Here is a 14,388-nt window from a genome sequence, read left to right as displayed (position 1 = left end):
ATCTGTACCGGGCCGTCGACAGCCGGGGCCGCACTGTCGATTTTTATCTCTCCTCCCGTCGTAACAGCAAAGCTGCATACCGGTTTCTGGGTAAAATCCTCAACAACGTGAAGAAGTGGCAGATCCCGCGATTCATCAACACGGATAAAGCGCCCGCCTATGGTCGCGCGCTTGCTCTGCTCAAACGCGAAGGCCGGTGCCCGTCTGACGTTGAACACCGACAGATTAAGTACCGGAACAACGTGATTGAATGCGATCATGGCAAACTGAAACGGATAATCAACGCCACGCTGGGATTTAAATCCATGAAGACGGCTTACGCCACCATCAAAGGTATTGAGGTGATGCGTGCACTACGCAAAGGCCAGGCCTCAGCATTTTATTATGGTGATCCCCTGGGCGAAATGCGCCTGGTAAGCAGAGTTTTTGAAATGTAAGGCCTTTGAATAAGACAAAAGGCTGCCTCATCGCTAACTTTGCAACAGTGCCATTTCAGGAAATGTTGAACTATGTCCGGGAAGGGGACAGGGTGATTGTACATTCAATGGATCGTTTTGCGCGAAGCCTAAAAGATTTGGTCACTGAAGTAGATAAACTGGTCAAACGAGGGATCGCCATCCAGTTTGTAAAAGAAAATATTACTTTTACAGCCGAATCCACCCCGATGGATAATTTGATGCTTCAAATGATGGGTGCTTTTGCACAGTTCGAACGTGAGATCATTTTAGAGCGGCAAAAGGAAGGAATAAAACTCGCCTCTGCTCAGGGGAAGTACAAAGGTCGGGTGCATAAACTAAAGCCTGACCAAGCTGAAGCTTTACGACAAGCATGGAAGGAGGGGAAGTATCCATCGAAAATGGCATTAGGGAAAGCTTTTGGGATTAGTCGTCAGGCGGTATACCGATATTTACAAGTTAGTGAATAGCTTATTGGGATTAGCAACTAAATTTAGTTTAACTTATAAAAATCATGAAACACTGTTCGAATTTTAAGCGTGGAACATGAATAATCAATAAAAAGCCGCTCTGCTGGTGCCCTATATTTCAGAACGGCTTGCTTTAATATAATGATATTTAAAGAGAAATATCAAGCATTACGTATAACGTGTATTATGTTAATTTTAGGAAAAGTGAAAAATAATCTACAATAGAATCTACGAAAAATTGGCCATCAATTATGCCTGATTTCTCCAGTGGAAATAATTGGATTGTGAGATCCCCCACTCAAAATCATAAATTAGAAAGAATTGAAGCATTTCTTTCCAATTATGCTTATAAACCTCACCGACATGATACTTATGCTATTGGCAGGACTCTTTCCGGAGTTCAAAACTTTCATTACAAAGGTACATTGCAACATAGCTTGCCAGGCATGACTATGGTTCTACACCCGGATGAAAAGCATGATGGTGAATCAGGAACATTAGATGGCTATCGCTATAGAATGATTTACATCGAACCAGCGATGATCCAAACCATTTTAAAGGGTAAACCTTTGCCTTTTATCAGACATGGCTTAAGTAATGATATTCGCCTGTTTAGGGCAATGGATAGCTTTCTAAATAATATAAATAATTATATGGATACCCTAGAAGAGGAAGATGCTCTATTTGATTTGGCAACTACACTGTGTGAAATTTCAGATACTTCATCTAACCAAAACAAAAAATTTGACTACAAGGCAGCAGAGAGAGCGCGTGAGTGTATTTTGGCGTATCCACATGAAAACTTAAGTTTGTCAGATTTAGAGAAACATGCTGATCGTGACCGCTGGAGCCTTTCTCGTGATTTCCGATTATTATTTGGAACTAGCCCACACCGTTATATGATCATGCGTCGCTTAGAAACAGTTAAGTTCTACCTTGCTCAAGGGGAGTCTATTGTTAATGCTGCTTTAAATGCAGGCTTTTTTGATCAGAGTCATATGACCAGACATTTTATAAAAACATTTGGTTTAACTCCCACTCAATGGAAAATGATAAATATTAAAAGATAGCCGTTCGATTTGAACGGCTAATTTGTCCTACAGCAGATTTATTCCATTAAGAAAATCTTTGAACATAAAAAGCCCTGATAAAATCAAGAGTATACCCATCAGCTTATTTAGCCGATTAAACCAGATAGGATTAGCAATTTTGTTGCCTAATACTTTTCCAACCAGAGCATAGGTGAATGGTGCGCCAACAGCACCAAGTGAAATCAGTAAAGAAACTATCAAGATCATGATTCCTGTGATTTTGGCTGCAGGGTACATAATTGTCGTAACAGGTAGAATGACGAGAATGGCTTTTGGATTTAATAACTGAATAAATAAGCCATTTAAGAATGTTAGATGGCTTTCTTGCTGTTGAGTTGTTTCTACATTCGCCCTAATCATTTTTATAGCCAAGTAGAATGTATAAATTGCACCCGCTAAAGCAATATAATGAATCAATCCATGTGGAATAACAGCTTCACCTATATAGCCAAACAATACGAATAAGATCAACATGGCGAAACCAATGCCTAGGTAAAATCCTATAGTCTTTTTTAATTGACCTGTAAGGCCAGAATTTAGCCCCATAAAATTTACAGGGCCTGGGCTATACATAACGCTTAATGTATAAAGAAATATTTCCACAGAGTTCACTCAATTAGATAGCAATAAACATCAAAGAGAGAACGGTATCGAGTTATAGGCCTTAAAGATTGTACGTTTGTGCTGAACTAATTAAAAATTTCTATTTAACTTATGTTCACCTAAAGTTCACTTCATAAGTGTATAAAGAAACTATGTATTGTATTTTCAATTGCTTATATAAATATTAGTCTTGGTTTAGAATTTTAAAGTTCATGAACTATGAGAAAAAACTAAGATACGATCAAAATTGTAGAACAACAAAATTATTTATACTAATTTACAAGCCACGCTGTTTAAGCGTGTCATTAAAAAATAAATCTTTTAATCTCTCCACACAATCTCCACACAATCTCCACACAACATCAGCAATTCATAAACACTGCTATTTCAAAATAGTAGTATCTAAAACCCCCCCTCTGAAAAAGCATGTCAACACATTATCATTTAATAGGTTCAATACTTATTACAACTGTACTTTTAATCGGCTGTACACAAGCCAAAGATGCTGAACAGTCCCCAACAGAAATGCCACCAGCGGTTGTCAGTACCATCACGGTATTACCGCATTCCATGAATTTAATTGAAAATCTTCCAGGCCGTGTTGTCGCTTACCGTATTGCTGAAATTCGCCCGCAAGTAGGTGGAATTGTTGATAAAGTACTTTTTAAGCAAGGCTCTTATGTGCAAGCAGGTCAACCGCTTTTTAAATTGAATTCTGAAATATTTCAGGCAGATGTAAAAAGCAATCAAGCCACTTTAAACCGTGCACAAGCTGAGGTGACACGTTTGCAGGTGCTGTTAAAACGCTACACTGAATTAGTAAAAGTAAATGCGGTTAGTCAGCAGGAATACAACAATACCGAAGCAGATTATCAAAAAGCAAAAGCCGATGTGGCGCAAATGCAAGCCATGTTAAGCAGACAACAACTTAATCTTAAATATGCGACTGTTACAGCCCCTATCTCGGGAACGATTGGTGAAATCTTAGTGACTGAGGGTGCATTAGTTGGTCAAGGTGATACTAATGCAATGGCCGTAATACAACAGATTAATAAAGTCTATGTTGATGTAAAGCAATCAATTAGTGATTATGAAAAACTACAGGAAGCTTTACAGCAAGGTGACGTGTCAAATACCAAACATACGGTTGAAATCCTAAATAGTCAGGGTAAACCTTATAACGTTACAGGTGAAATCCTATTTTCGGATACTAAAGTTGATCCTGATACGGGTGATGTCACAATCCGTATTTTAGCCAATAATGAAAATCAAAAACTTTTGCCAGGCATGTATGTTCGAGTCAATATGAGCCGAGCTCAAGTTGAAAATGCGCTCCTAGTTCCAGAACAAGCGATTCAACATGATATTAGTGGTAAAGCCAATGTTACGATTGTTAATCAAAAAGGTTTAGCGCAAAGCAAGCCTGTTCAGCTTGGTCAACGTTATCAAAATAACTATGTGATCAAACAAGGGTTACAAGCAGGTGAGAAAGTCATTGTTGAAGGGGCTGATCGTATACAGCCTGAGCAAAAATTAAAAATTAAGCAGTGGCAACCTACAAATATTAAGGAAAATGGAGGACAGCAATAATGTCCCAATTTTTCATTAGGCGTCCTATTTTTGCATGGGTGATTGCTTTATTTATTATTCTGTTGGGTGTACTAAGCATCCCCAAGTTACCTATTGCACGATTCCCAAGTGTTGCGCCACCACAGATTAGTATTACGGCAATCTATCCAGGTGCTACGCCAAAAACATTGAATGATAGTGTTGTGACCTTGATTGAGCGGGAAATGTCAGGTGTCAAAAACTTACTTTATTACAGTTCAAGTTCAGATAGTTCTGGAACAGCAACAATCACCGCAACATTTAAACCAGGTACAGATGTAGAACTTGCACAAATTGATGTGCAAAACAAAATTAAAGCCATTGAGTCACGCTTACCTCAAACAGTGCGACAACAAGGGCTGATGGTCGATGCTGCGTCGTCTGGTTTTTTAATGATGGTGGGCTTAAGTTCACCGAATGGCAAATATAGTGAAATTGATGTCAGTGACTATATGACTCGCTATGTGATTGAAGAATTAAAGCGGGTTGACGGTGTTGGTAAAGTCCAAAATTTTGGTGCTGAAAAAGCCATGCGGATTTGGGTCGATCCAGATCGTTTGGTTTCTTATGGATTGAGTATTCAAGATGTGAATACAGCCATCCAAAACCAAAACTTGCCGATATCACCAGGTCGTATTGGTGATGTTCCTGCTTTGACGGGGCAACAAATTACTATTCCTTTAACTGCTCAAGGTCAATTAGAAACTGTAGAGCAATTCAAGAAAATTAGTTTACGTGCTCAACAAAATGGCGCCAATGTTCGACTGTCGGATGTCGCTCGTGTCGAAATCGGGGCACAGATGTATAACTTTGCGATTTTAGAAAATGGCAAAGCCTCTACAGCTGTGGCGATACAAATGAGTCCTGGTGCCAACGCTGTCAAGACTGCAGAAGGTGTTAAAGCGAAAATTGAACAGTTAGGTTCAGCACTGCCTGATGGTATGAAATTCTCTATACCTTACGACACTGCACCTTTTGTAAAAATCTCGATTGAAAAAGTAATCATGACATTGCTTGAAGCTATGGCATTAGTTTTTATTGTCATGTTTATCTTTTTACACAATGTTCGATACACCTTAATTCCGGCGATTGTTGCACCGATTGCATTGCTTGGCACATTCTCAGTCATGCTGCTTGCTGGTTTTTCGATTAATGTGCTGACCATGTTCGGTATGGTGCTTGCGATCGGGATTATTGTCGATGATGCGATTGTGGTCATTGAGAATGTTGAACGCATTATGGCGACAGAAGGCTTATCTCCAGTTGAAGCCACATCTAAAGCCATGAAGGAAATTACCAATCCGATTATTGGCATCACCTTAGTGTTAGCCGCTGTATTCTTGCCGATGGCATTGGCGTCAGGCTCAGTGGGGATTATCTATCGTCAGTTCACCATTACCATGTCGGTTTCAATTTTATTCTCAGCTTTCCTTGCACTGACATTAACCCCTGCGTTATGTGCAACGATGTTAAAACCGATTGATCAAGACCATCAGAAAAAGGGTGTTTTTGCATCGTTTGATCGCAGTTTTGAGAAGCTGAACAATCGCTATGAACGCAGTTTATTTAAAGTAATTAAACATAAAACCCTCGCAATGTTATGTTTCTTAGGCATTGTCATTGTGCTGATTTTTAGTTTTAAACACGTTCCGACTGCGTTTATGCCAGAAGAAGATCAGGGGTGGTTTATGACTTCGATTCAACTTCCTGCGGATGCAACTCAAGAACGTACCCGTAAAGTCGTTGCTGAGTTTCAAAATTATTTAGACCAAGAAACGGGGATTAAAGACAATATGGCGGTCTTAGGTTTTGGTTTTAGTGGATCTGGTCAGAATACAGCGATGTATTTTACCAATCTATTGCCATTCGAAGAGCGTACTATTACGGCACAAGAAGTCGTGAATAATGCCAATATAGCGATGGCTGAAAGTTCAGAAGGTCAAACCATGTCTGTGTTACCACCAGCAATTGATGAATTGGGTAACTCATCTGGTTTTTCACTGAGATTATTAGATCGTGGCAATATTGGCATGCCTGCTTTAAGAGAAGCACAAGATCAGCTTTTAGCATTAGCAGCACAAAGTAAAATCGTGGCGGAGGTCTATCCTGAAGGTTTGCCAGATGGCAGTTCTGTACAGCTTAAAATTGATAGAGATAAATTGCAGGCATTAGGTGTTAATTTCAGTGATGTGACCGATATTATTTCAACCTCAATGGGTTCGATGTATATCAATGATTTTCCAAATCATGACCGTATGCAGCAAGTCATTGTGCAACTTGATGCCAAATCACGCATGAGTATTGAAGATATTCTTCAGATTAAGGTGAACAGTCAAAGCGGTAAATTGGTTTCAATGTCTGAAATAATTACTCCAATTTGGCAACATTCCCCACAACAATACAATCGTTACAACGGTCGTCCATCATTGAGTATTTCTGGCAGTCCAGCAGCAGGTATATCTTCAGGACAAGCCATGACTGAGATGGAAAATTTGATTGAACAACTTCCGAAAGGTGTGGGTTATGAGTGGACTGGGATTTCTCTAGAAGAAAAACAGTCGGAATCACAAACCTTGTTTTTATTACTGTTGTCGATGTTAGTCGTTTTCCTTGTCTTGGCAGCGCTTTATGAAAGCTGGTCAATTCCATTCTCTGTGATGCTAGTTGTCCCTCTAGGGTTGATTGGCGCCTTTTTAGCAGTAATGTTACGTGGTATGCCAAATGATATTTTCTTTAAGGTCGGCATGATCACGATTATTGGTCTATCTGCAAAGAATGCTATTTTGATTGTTGAGTTTGCAAAAGCACTAAGAGAAGAAGGAATGGGTTTAGTGGAGGCAACCGTTGCAGCCGCTAAATTGCGCTTACGTCCAATCCTAATGACATCTTTGGCATTTACCTGTGGCGTTATTCCTTTAGTCATTGCCAGTGGCGCTAGTTCTGAAACTCAAAAAGCGATTGGTACAGGCGTCTTTGGCGGCATGATCAGCGCAACAATTCTAGCTGTTATTTTTGTACCGATTTTCTTTATTGTCGTCATGAGCATGGTTGAGAAATTCTCGAAACGTAAAGCGGCACATTAAGCATCAAAACTGAGAATAAAAGCTGTGGGTTAACGAGTTTAGCCCACAACAAATCTTTCATTTACATCTTTATTTCAGAATTGATTTAATAAACCATCAATATAGGTTTAATCATGAAAGCTACCAATCTTGATCCGAAACGCTGGTGGATATTGCTCGCTGTCGTGCTTGCATTTCTGCCGATTGTGATTGATATGACTGTACTGCATGTTGCGGTTCCCTCATTAACCCAATCGCTGAGTGCCACAAGTAACCAAGTCTTATGGATTATTGATATTTATCCATTACTTATGGCTGGACTTTTAGTTCCGATGGGAACTTTGGCTGATCGTGTCGGCAATCGTAAGATTCTGCTGATTGGCTTGGTTATATTTGGAATTGCCTCAGTCCTTGCGGCATTTTCCCAAACGGCTTCTATGCTGATTGCCGCACGTGCTTTATTAGCATTAGGCGGTGCCATGATTATGCCCTGTGTATTGGGTATTATTCGCAGAACCTTCGAAGACAGTCGCGAACGTGCCATTGCGCTGGGTATTTGGGGCACAATCGGATCAGCCGGTGCCGCCATTGGACCGCTCATTGGTGGGGGATTGTTAGAATATTTCTGGTGGGGTTCAGTTTTCCTGATTAACGTCCCAATCATGCTGGTTGTCGCACCAATGTGCTATTTCTTATTGTCCCGAAAAGAAGCTATAACCCCTGGACATTGGGCATTTGGTCAAGCGCTATTGCTGATTGTCGGTTTGATTTCGTTTGTATATGCACTAAAAGCAGGCTTAGGCGGTAAACAGTCGTTGTTGATTGTCTTGCCTTTGGTCGTTTTATCTATCGGCTTATTAACCATATTTGTACGCAAACAGCTGAATTCTCCTCAGCCGATGCTAGATCTTTCGCTATTTTCACGTCCTGCTATTTTAGCCGGCATTATTATGGCAATGGTTGCTGCAGGCGCTTTGGCAGGGGTTGAGTTAACTTTGGCAATGGAGCTGCAATATGTCATTCGTTTAACACCGCTGCAAGCCGGTCTTTTTATGGTTCCGATTATGGTTGCGGCCGCTATTGGCGGGCCTATTGCTGGTTTTTTATCCAATAAATTTGGACTCCGTCTGGTTGCGACCATGTCATTAATATTGGCAGCAATTGCGTTGGTCAGTTTGAGTTATTCAGATTTTCATCATCCGGGAATCATCGTTCCCTTTATTTTAGCTTCGATTGGATTAACACTGAGTATTGGTTTAACAGCTTCATCCATTGCGATCATGGGCTCAGTACCTGCAGAAAAGGGCGGTGCGGCAGGTTCACTTGAAAGTACAGGTTATGAACTGGGTACAGGACTAGGTATTACTTTATTTGGTGTTTTCATGGCCTATATATTTGGCAGTCATCTTCAAGTGCCGTCAGATTTAACTGCTGTTTTAGCAGAAAAAGCCAGACTTTCGATTGGTGATACCTATTTAGTGGCGAGCCAGTTACCCGTTGAACAAGGTACAGCATTGATTAACGCAGGTAAAATTGCCTTCAGTTCAGCTCATGTTAATTTATTATTAACAGCAGGGATTATCATCGGGATACTCTCCATTGTGGTATTTTTTATGCTAGCTAAATATCGAGATGAGAATTCATTGTGATGAAATTTATTTGAGGATCATCAAACAGAATGGTTAAGTTCAGACATCAATTTATCTTAAATTTATGGTTTAAATTAAGCCGTATTAATCTGAACTTAACACATTATAAATGAGTTGATGTCTTACGATTTAGTTGAATAGTAAAACAGCTGCCACCTAAGTTTTTGGATTTAGAATAATAAATATGACCTTGGTGTGCTTCAATAATTGCATCAATCACTGCCAAGCCTAATCCAGTACCGCCATCTAGACATGATCTAGAGTCTTCCAGTCGATAGAAGGGTTTGAACAGGTGTTTAAGATGCGATTCATCAATACCAGGACCTTCATCTTCAAACGTCAATACCCAATGTTCTGCTGTGGTTACAGATGTAATATTTATTTTTCCAGCATTCGAATATCTTAGAAAGTTAGAGAACAATGCAATAAAGACCTGTTCCATCCTTCTTATATCAACGCAAACCAATTTATCCGTCAAATTTAAAACAATAGTTAAACCTTTAACATGAAACCGTTCATTAAACATCTGCAGACATTTTTCAATACTATTTTTTAAATTGGTCTTTTCTAGTTCTAATCGTAATTGTTTATTTTCAATAAGTGTCAGTGTCCGTAAATCTTCCACAAGGTAAGATAAGCCTTCGACTTGGTTCAATAAGCTTAGGTGTAAAGCTTTATCGGCAATAAATATACCATCGACAATACCTTGCAAGCGACCTTGTAATATTGTCACAGGTGTTCGTAATTCATGTGCAATTGCAGCATTCCAAACAGTTGAATTCTTAACTGATACTTCAAGTTGGTTTGCCATTTCATTGAAGTTCTCAATAAGAGACTTGATTTCATGTGGAATATCATGATGTGGCTGTTTAATTCTGAGTGCTAAATTGCCTTGTTGAATTTGTTGAATAACATCTGCTAAATCACTAATTGGCTGTGTATAGCGTTTTCCATATTTAAAGGCGAGGATAGTAGAAAGAAAAAAGCCTGTTAATAGCACTAAAAACAGCCAGATAAAGTCAACGGAGGTAACTGAAAATTCATTTGAATTAATAACTTGTGTATTTAGAAAACCTATTTTTATCGCCCAGCTATAAACAAAATAGCCAATCATGAAAGATAACAGCGTAATGCCTAAATTGAATAGGCTCATCATGATAATAAACTGGAAGTTAATTCCAACAGAATTTTTAAAAAAGTTAAATTTCATGATTTTGATCTAAGCGATACCCCACGCCACGGACATTGATTAATAAGCCATTTACATCATTTTCTTCAAGTTTTTTGCGTAATTTGCTGATATGGCTATCTACAGTGCGATCTAAAGCATCACTTTCAGGCATACAGTTTTGGATCAATTCATTACGTGTAAAGACTTTATTCGGTGTTTTTGCCATCAAAAACAGTATCTTATACTCAGTTAACGTAAGGTTGAGCAACTGATTTCTTTGACCATTTGAAATGTAAACTTGATGATGATCTGGATTAATTTCAATATTTCTATAACGAATAATATTAGTTATTTCCATATTTTGGCTTGTACTTCGTCTAAGTACGGCTTGTATTCGTGCAATCACTTCGTTTGGGTTAAATGGCTTAATAATAAAGTCATCAGCACCCATTTTTAGCCCCATGATCTTATTCACTTGATCATCTAAGGCAGTCAGCATAATGACAGGTAAATGACTTGTTTGACGGATGATTTGTAGAATTTCCCAGCCATTTAGTTTGGGTAATTTAATATCAAGGAGAATCAGGTCGATAGAGTTGGCTTTTAGGCACTCTAAAGCTTGTTGTCCATCCAATGCACGGATGACCTGCATGTTTTCATTTTTTATGTATTTTTCAAGAATGTCACCAATATCATAATCATCTTCTACAACGAGAATGACGCTGTTTTCGAAGCTGTGCTGTAGATTTGGATACATATATTTTATCTTAGATGAAGTAGCTATGCATTTTAACATTTAATTGTGTAATGGAGATGATTAGACGAGCAGTCATTTATATTTGTAATTGAGGGGTGACATATAATAAAATTCGTTGCATATCAGTATTAATGAACAAAATGTCAATTATCATTCATTTAACATAATGGTGGTTATACGCAATACACTTGTATATTAATCTAAATATCAACCACTTAATAAAAATAGAAAAATCCAAAAATGACCAAAAAGCCGATTTTGAAACAAGTCGGCTTTTTTTATGAGCGGTTTTGATACTTCTTGCCAATAAATTTGACTAAAAAATAGTCAGTTTTGAGGTTTTTCAAATTTTATCAATACCTCAATGTCCAAAATTATCCACATTTTTTGTGGATAAAATTTAGGCTATTTTGTAAGCCCTGGCTCATACCAATCTCGGCCCTTTGCTGCTATCCGCAATACTGGAAATTTCCTATCATGAAGACATAGAGAGCAGGATGCTCCAGATAAAAAGAATAAGATGAACAACAAGGAACGTGAGATCAGACAGGAGTCAGATCTAAGCGCCAAATATGGAAAAGCCCGACAGGATGTCGGGCTTTTTTATTGCCTATCCTTTCTCATTTGCAAAACAAACATAATGCCCCTAAAATATAGACTATAATCTATATTTTGGTTGTGGTATGTGGACAGTCATTACGACAGATCTATTTAATCAGTGGCTTGAACAGCAAGATGAACCTACACAAGAGAAGGTCCTAGCTGCCCTGGTTGTTCTACAGCAGCAGGGACCGAGTTTAGGCCGTCCTTTAGTAGATACTGTGTATGAGTCTAAATTTACCAATATGAAAGAACTGCGTGTTCAACATCGCGGTAGATCCTTAAGAGCTTTCTTCGCATTTGATCCCTTACGACAGGCTATTGTTCTATGTATTGCTGATAAAGGCGGTAAAAAGCGTTTTTATAAAGACATGCTGGATATTGCAGATGAACAATACCAACTTCATCTCACTACCCTAGGAGATAAATCTAATGGCTAAGACTCTGCAAGAATTGTTAGCTAGCCGCTCTCCAGAGAGCCAAGCCCGTATTCAAAAAATGGCTGATGAATTACTGCTAGAAAATCAGCTTCATCTTATTCGTGAAGAACTCGAAATTTCTCAAAAAGAGCTTGCTGAAACTTTGGGAATAAAACAGCCATCGCTTTCAGCAATAGAAAATCGTGGCAATGATCTTAAGATTTCAACCTTGAAAAAGTATGTTGAGGCAATGGGTGGGAAGCTCCGTATTGATGTAGAGCTTCCAACAGGAAAACATATAGGATTCAACGTTTAACAATAAAAATGGGAGCTATAGGCTCCCATTTTTAGATTCGTATAACGTTGAACCCAACGGTAAATAGTCGTGTGATCAACATTCACACCCCGTTCGGCCAGCATTTCCTGCAGTTCACGATAGCTAATGCCATATTTACAATACCAGCGCACAGCCCAAAGAATGATTTCGCCCTGAAAATGCCGACCATGGAAAGGATTCATATGCTGCACCTTTAGCTAAAACAGTCTTCAGCTTACCATTCGTGGTTATTTGCAACAGTGCCGATTTTTTGAAAAAAGCATAGGTCTAGATAATCAAGCTAGATTTTTTAAAACTCCACATTGGTCAATTGTACATAAACCATCACAAGTACCTCTTAAATCAGATAGTTGTTCAATAAGCTTTTGTTGCTTGATTATATTTTCTCTGATAGCACTGACATGTAAGTCAATTAATTCATTCACATCTGAACAATTTTTCTCAGGTTTGTCTTTATAGGTAAGTAATTGACGAATTTCATTCAAACTCATATTTAAAGTTCGGCAATTCAAAATAAATTTAATTCGCTCAACATAGCCTACATCGTAAAGGCGGTAATTTCCTTCCGTTCTTTCCGGTTCCGGAATTAAACCTTCCTTTTCATAAAACCTAATTGTTAATACTGAACATGAGGTTTTTTTAGAGAGTTCACCAATTTTTAAATGCATTGAGTTAGTATTTCCAAAGATTCTTGACTCTATAGTAACTATAGGGGTTCTAATATTCAAAGTTTATAATTTTTTTAATGGGTATAATTATGAGTGGTTGTGGATGTAGTAAAGAAACACCATGCGAAGATAAGAAATCTCAACAAGAAAATCATCCATCAATTGCAGAAGCAAACAATTCAAAGAATTGTGATAATACGCTTAGCTGTTGTGGTGAAGAGGAAGAAAAAAAATCTTCATCTCCTTGCTGTAACACTTCAAACAGTTGTGAAGATACCGCTCAATCCTGTTATGGTTCTGATCCCAAAGAAAATTTAAGCACTGAAGATATTTTAAAAGATTCGCACTACATGAGTGAATACTTAGTTCCCAAAATGGATTGTTCTGCGGAAGAACAGATGGTTCGTATGGCGCTATCTTCAATTGATGGTGTTCAAAAACTCATCTTTGATTTACCTAACCGTTCTTTAAAGGTTCTACATAATCAAAAAGATGAAAATATAACCACCAAACTTGAAGCTTTGGGTTTTGGTGCAAAGCTTGTGAAGACTGAAACTTATATAAGCAATCAACAGGCTAAGCAAACAAGTACCTACACCATTCCTAAAATGGATTGCTCTGCTGAAGAGCAAATGGTCCGTATGGCTCTTGCAGATATTGAAGCAGTTAAAGGTCTTACTTTTGATCTTCCCAATCGAAAACTGAAAGTCTTCCATAATGAAGGGATTCAGCAAATTACGGCTAAACTCGAAGGACTGGGTTTTGGGGCGAAACTTGATGAAACACAGCTTTCTTCAGGCGATATACCTAATGAACCTGATCCTGTGAGACAAGCTAAAGTACTTAAACTGTTATTAGGTATTAATGCTCTACTTTTCTTTATAGAATTCATCAGCGGTATTATTGCTGCGTCTACGGGATTGATTGCTGATTCTCTAGATATGTTTGCCGATGCAGCCGTTTATGGTATTGCGCTATATGCCGTCGGAAAAGCTGCGAAATATCAAATAAAAGCAGCCCATTTCGCAGGTTGGATTCAGTTATTACTTGCTGTTATCGTGATTGTTGATGTCATTAGACGATTCATGTTTGGAAGCGAGCCAGAATCAACGCTCATGATTGTTATTGGCCTGCTCGCACTTATAGCTAACGTGACATGCTTATATCTTATTTCTGGTCATCGAGAAGATGGCGCACATATGAAAGCCAGTTGGATTTTCTCGGCGAATGACGTTGTCGTAAATATGGGCGTTATATTTGCCGGTGTACTCGTGGCGTGGACGGGATCAGCTTATCCAGACTTAATCATTGGCATACTGGTTTCTTTATTCGTACTTAATGGTGCCCGAAAAATTTTGGCTTTGAAGTAAGGGCACTGTTGCAAATAACCACGAATGGTAAGCTGAAGACTGTTTTAGCTAAAGGTGCAGCATATGAATCCTTTCCATGGTCGGCATTTTCAGGGCGAAATCATTCTTTGGGCTGTGCGCTGGTATTG

11 protein-coding genes and 3 pseudogenes are annotated in these 14,388 nt (G+C 38.7%); 9 read left to right on the top strand and 5 right to left on the bottom strand.

The window, feature by feature from the left end:
* From FTU62_RS16620 to FTU62_RS16610, 3 genes and pseudogenes are all read left to right on the top strand, one after another.
* Positions 1-437: pseudogene (locus tag FTU62_RS16620) on the top strand (IS6-like element IS26 family transposase); the annotation flags it as partial.
* Positions 438-490: 53 nt separating this feature from the next.
* Positions 491-925, top strand: a pseudogene (locus FTU62_RS16615) (recombinase family protein); the annotation flags it as partial.
* A 251-nt stretch (positions 926-1,176) separates the two neighbouring features.
* On the top strand, positions 1,177-1,995 hold the full coding sequence (locus tag FTU62_RS16610) for an AraC family transcriptional regulator (RefSeq protein WP_032073151.1): 819 nt from the start codon (positions 1,177-1,179) through the stop codon (positions 1,993-1,995).
* A 27-nt stretch (positions 1,996-2,022) separates the two neighbouring features.
* Here FTU62_RS16610 and FTU62_RS16605 read toward each other — a convergent pair whose 3' ends face one another.
* Positions 2,023-2,619 (bottom strand): LysE family translocator, encoded by a 597-nt coding sequence (locus tag FTU62_RS16605; RefSeq protein ID WP_074163998.1) that lies wholly within the window; start codon positions 2,617-2,619, stop codon positions 2,023-2,025.
* A gap of 426 nt (positions 2,620-3,045) precedes the next feature.
* Between FTU62_RS16605 and FTU62_RS16600 the strand changes: the two genes are divergently transcribed.
* From FTU62_RS16600 to FTU62_RS16590, 3 genes are all read left to right on the top strand, one after another.
* A complete protein-coding gene (locus FTU62_RS16600; protein WP_032073150.1) occupies positions 3,046-4,209 on the top strand; it encodes an efflux RND transporter periplasmic adaptor subunit in 1,164 nt (387 codons plus the stop codon).
* Positions 4,206-7,310 carry a multidrug efflux RND transporter permease subunit gene (locus FTU62_RS16595; RefSeq protein ID WP_270915313.1) on the top strand — a complete coding sequence of 1,035 codons (3,105 nt, stop codon included), beginning with the start codon at positions 4,206-4,208 and terminating at the stop codon, positions 7,308-7,310. The genes FTU62_RS16600 and FTU62_RS16595 overlap by 4 nt, the downstream gene beginning before the upstream one ends.
* Before the next feature lie 113 nt (positions 7,311-7,423).
* Positions 7,424-8,938 (top strand): MFS transporter, encoded by a 1,515-nt coding sequence (locus tag FTU62_RS16590; RefSeq protein WP_032073148.1) that lies wholly within the window; start codon positions 7,424-7,426, stop codon positions 8,936-8,938.
* Positions 8,939-9,041: 103 nt separating this feature from the next.
* On the opposite strand, the gene adeS is transcribed toward FTU62_RS16590, so the two are convergent.
* Both adeS and adeR read right to left on the bottom strand, forming a co-directional pair.
* A complete protein-coding gene (gene adeS / locus FTU62_RS16585) occupies positions 9,042-10,148 on the bottom strand; it encodes a two-component sensor histidine kinase AdeS (protein ID WP_032073131.1) in 1,107 nt (368 codons plus the stop codon).
* Positions 10,138-10,866, bottom strand: a complete 729-nt coding sequence (gene adeR, locus FTU62_RS16580) for an efflux system response regulator transcription factor AdeR (protein ID WP_032073130.1) — start codon at positions 10,864-10,866, stop codon at positions 10,138-10,140. Before adeR ends, adeS begins: the two co-directional genes overlap by 11 nt.
* 683 nt (positions 10,867-11,549) lie before the next feature.
* On the opposite strand from adeR, the gene FTU62_RS16575 reads away from it, so the two are divergent.
* Together FTU62_RS16575 and FTU62_RS16570 are read left to right on the top strand one after the other, a co-directional pair.
* A complete protein-coding gene (locus tag FTU62_RS16575) occupies positions 11,550-11,906 on the top strand; it encodes a type II toxin-antitoxin system RelE/ParE family toxin (RefSeq protein ID WP_115736331.1) in 357 nt (118 codons plus the stop codon).
* A complete protein-coding gene (locus FTU62_RS16570; RefSeq protein ID WP_005237493.1) occupies positions 11,899-12,201 on the top strand; it encodes a helix-turn-helix domain-containing protein in 303 nt (100 codons plus the stop codon). Before FTU62_RS16575 ends, FTU62_RS16570 begins: the two co-directional genes overlap by 8 nt.
* A 41-nt stretch (positions 12,202-12,242) precedes the next feature.
* Here FTU62_RS16570 and FTU62_RS16565 read toward each other — a convergent pair.
* Both FTU62_RS16565 and cadR read right to left on the bottom strand, forming a co-directional pair.
* Positions 12,243-12,404, bottom strand: a pseudogene (locus FTU62_RS16565) (IS6 family transposase); the annotation flags it as partial.
* Positions 12,405-12,497: 93 nt separating this feature from the next.
* Positions 12,498-12,890 carry a Cd(II)/Pb(II)-responsive transcriptional regulator gene (gene cadR / locus FTU62_RS16560; RefSeq protein ID WP_000550240.1) on the bottom strand — a complete coding sequence of 131 codons (393 nt, stop codon included), beginning with the start codon at positions 12,888-12,890 and terminating at the stop codon, positions 12,498-12,500.
* 89 nt (positions 12,891-12,979) lie between these two features.
* Here cadR and FTU62_RS16555 point away from each other — a divergent pair, with 89 nt between their 5' ends.
* Positions 12,980-14,260, top strand: coding sequence for a cation transporter (locus FTU62_RS16555; protein ID WP_005237495.1), 1,281 nt, complete (start codon positions 12,980-12,982; stop codon positions 14,258-14,260).
* Positions 14,261-14,388 lie beyond the last annotated feature (128 nt).

The sequence above is a fragment of the Acinetobacter sp. YH12126 genome (genome assembly GCF_013418745.1).
Taxonomy (GTDB): Bacteria; Pseudomonadota; Gammaproteobacteria; order Pseudomonadales; family Moraxellaceae; genus Acinetobacter; species Acinetobacter amyesii.
This window is presented reverse-complemented; position numbering and strand designations above follow the sequence as displayed.

Bases quoted from the DNA above. Each gene is read 5' to 3' on its own strand.
- FTU62_RS16610 (WP_032073151.1), top strand. From the start codon at position 1,177: ATGCCTGATTTCTCCAGTGGAAATAATTGGATTGTGAGATCCCCCACT.
- FTU62_RS16600 (WP_032073150.1), top strand. From the start codon at position 3,046: ATGTCAACACATTATCATTTAATAGGTTCAATACTTATTACAACTGTA.
- FTU62_RS16590 (WP_032073148.1), top strand. From the start codon at position 7,424: ATGAAAGCTACCAATCTTGATCCGAAACGCTGGTGGATATTGCTCGCT.
- adeS (WP_032073131.1), bottom strand. From the start codon at position 10,148: ATGAAATTTAACTTTTTTAAAAATTCTGTTGGAATTAACTTCCAGTTT.
- adeR (WP_032073130.1), bottom strand. From the start codon at position 10,866: ATGTATCCAAATCTACAGCACAGCTTCGAAAACAGCGTCATTCTCGTT.
- FTU62_RS16575 (WP_115736331.1), top strand. From the start codon at position 11,550: ATGTGGACAGTCATTACGACAGATCTATTTAATCAGTGGCTTGAACAG.
- FTU62_RS16570 (WP_005237493.1), top strand. From the start codon at position 11,899: ATGGCTAAGACTCTGCAAGAATTGTTAGCTAGCCGCTCTCCAGAGAGC.
- cadR (WP_000550240.1), bottom strand. From the start codon at position 12,890: ATGCATTTAAAAATTGGTGAACTCTCTAAAAAAACCTCATGTTCAGTA.
- FTU62_RS16555 (WP_005237495.1), top strand. From the start codon at position 12,980: ATGAGTGGTTGTGGATGTAGTAAAGAAACACCATGCGAAGATAAGAAA.